Annotated in this window: 1 protein-coding gene; it reads right to left on the bottom strand. The window is 41.7% G+C overall.

Features of this window, described 5'->3' with window-relative positions:
- A partial coding sequence (locus tag PSV33_RS07160; protein ID WP_300560193.1) for a hypothetical protein occupies positions 1 to 2912 on the bottom strand: 2912 nt, incomplete at both ends.

The raw sequence follows: 2912 nt of genomic DNA, 5'->3' as shown, positions 1-2912 counted from the left end.
TCGCCATTTGGTGTGAAATAATGCGGATAATCAATTACTTGAACATCTTCTATAATCAGTTCTTCACAACTGTAAGCTACGCCGCCTTCACTATCCCAAACGTGGATAATATGACTGCCCAGACTCACATTCTCAAACACATTGCTGGTTTGTCGTGGTCCGTCGTCCAAACTGTATTCATACGTTCCATACCCTTCGACAGTTACTGTAATAATTTGCGAATCGCTGAACGCATTGCTCACTACATAACCCGTCGTTCCCGTTGGAATTACCGCTTGTCCCGATTGAATCACATCAAACGAGGCCGATGTGGTATCACAACCTAGTGCGCTAGTGCTGGTTACATGAACGGTATAACTTCTAGTAGCTCCAGTCGCTTCTGGAGTGTCTACCGTATACGTTGAACTTGTCGCTCCCGGAATTGCAGTGGTTGAACCATTCTCAAACCATTCAAAAGTGTAGTTTGCCGGATTGGCGATGCCCGCATCTAAAGTTAAATCTCTAACTACCGCATTGGTTACATAATCCACACAAATCGTAGTCACCCCATTTGGTGTATTAATAATCGGATTTGGATAACGCTCTACATTAATTATAATTGTAGTAAGAGCATAACAGAACGGCGTAATCGAGTTGCTGCTGTTTTCTACTTTTACCCATATCGTATCCGTATCAGGATCGGTTTCATACGCTGCAGCTTCTGCTGCTGAAAGTGGGTTGGTTCCCGCTGTGGCATCGGCTAAGCTGGTGTAATAACTCACTAGGAAAATGGCAGGATTTTGTCCGTTTAAAATGGTTGCTGCGTATTGGGTTAAATCAATTCGGTGCACGCCATCGTACGGATCATTATAGTTATCACAATCATCAAAAGTCTGTGGTCCTGTTGCTGTAGCATATGCTTCCACAGCCAAAGTCAATACACCGGTAGCATTCACACAACCTGTTGCATTGTTTACTACACGAATGAATACATTCTGTGAAGTTGGCGTTACATTGGTATACGTTGCTGGAAGCGGAGTTTCTCCAGTATTTGTGATTGGATTAGCACCTGCTGAAGTTAGGTAATAGGTGATAGTAAAGTCTGCTGGATTTTGTGTGGCTCCCAATATCGCTATAGCCAAATCAGGATTAGTGAAATCAAAATCAGCGATTCCATCAGCATTGTCATCACATACTCTAAACGGAGCTAGTGGCTGAACTACTATTGGCAACGGATTCACCGTTAGCGCTTGTTCTACAATTACATAACAGTTGTTTCCTTGGTAGTCTACTCTGTTGTTTTCTACTCGGATAAATACATTACCGCCTACTAAAGCCGCTGTTGGTGGAATAAACTCTACTGCAGTATTGTTGGCTTGCGCATCGGCTAAGGTTGGGAAATAATGGAACGTCAAACTTGGGTCACTATTTCCAATGTAGGCTTGATTTACCGTTAAGTTAAAAATCTCCAACATATCGCCCGGATTGTTATCATCACACTTAGGTGCCAATGCTGGTGGATTTCTGTTTGGTGTTGGTATCGGAAGTACTCTGATATCTAAAGTCGTTACACTTTTACATCCGGCTGCAGTAGTGACCACAACGCCCAAAGTCTGAACTGCTGGGCTGGTGTTAGTGTAAGCCGTTGGATTTTGAATCTGTGTTCCTGCGACTCCAGCTTGTGCTAATGCATAGCTTGAGTAATACGTAACTTGTTCTCCACCTGGTGCGATTTCAAGATTCTTCACTGTTAAATCAAAAGTGTGGAATTGATTGTTCGGATTCGCATCATCATCACACAAACTCAGTGGTGCTGGCGTGGTAAGGGCAAGTGGCGCATTGATTACAATTTGGAATGTGCCAATATTATAACATCCCGTAGCAATGCTTTCTACGCGTACCCATATCGTATCTCCATTGTTTACAGGGTAATTTGTATCATTTACAATGGGTAACAAACCTTGCTGAGCCGCAAGAAGTGTATTGTAATATTCCACAATATAGTTTAATCCTGGTAATGGTTGTTGTGCCAATGCATCTACAGTTCTCTGGGTTAAATTAACGTTGGTATTCCCATTTTGTGTATTGTTGTCCGTGTCACACACTACAATGTCATCCAGTAATACTGGTGCTACCGGACTTGGATCAATATTTAATTCGATGGTAATAATACTAAAACAACCTGTAGTATTATCCTCTGCTCTTACATAAAGGATTTGTACAAACGGATTGAGGTTAATATAATTAGTCACATCCAATATAGTGGTAGTATCATTTTGTGCATCCGTAAGGGTTTCATGGAAAGTTACCGTATAATTCGACGGCGTACTACCTAATAATCCAGGTAATAAGGTAGTCAAATCAAACGAAGTATAACCATCCTGATCGTCGTCGCAAAGCGTATACGGCTGGTTTGGTGGAATAAGCGTTGGTAAAGGTTCCACACGAATGTCCATCGTAGAAATTACATAACATCCCGTTAGCGCATTGGTAATGCGAATACCCAACGTCTGAACGTAAATTATTTGGTTTTGGTAAAACAAATTAAATATCGGATTGGTATCATTTTGGGCATTGGCCAAACTGGGGTAAAAAACGACAGTCATACCTGTTTGACCCAGTAAAATAGCATTTACTTTACTAGCCAAATCAAATACTTCAAAACCAATGTTGCTCTGGTCATTATCACACAACGAATACTGCGGATAATTCGGCTGGGTTGAGTTAGGTAATGGATTCACCACTAAATTAAGTGCAACAACATCAAAACATCCTGTGGTGTTGTCTTGAACGCGCACATAAATGGTGTCAGTGGCACTTGTATAAGCCGTTACGTTTCCAATGGCCGCTATTGGCGCTTGCGCATCCGCAAAACTTGTATAAAAAGTAACGGTGTATTGTGTTGGACTCAATCCTCCCAATATCTCCGGAAT

The organism is Polaromonas sp., from assembly GCF_029945895.1.
GTDB lineage: Bacteria > Pseudomonadota > Gammaproteobacteria > Burkholderiales > Burkholderiaceae_C > Polaromonas.
This window is presented reverse-complemented; position numbering and strand designations above follow the sequence as displayed.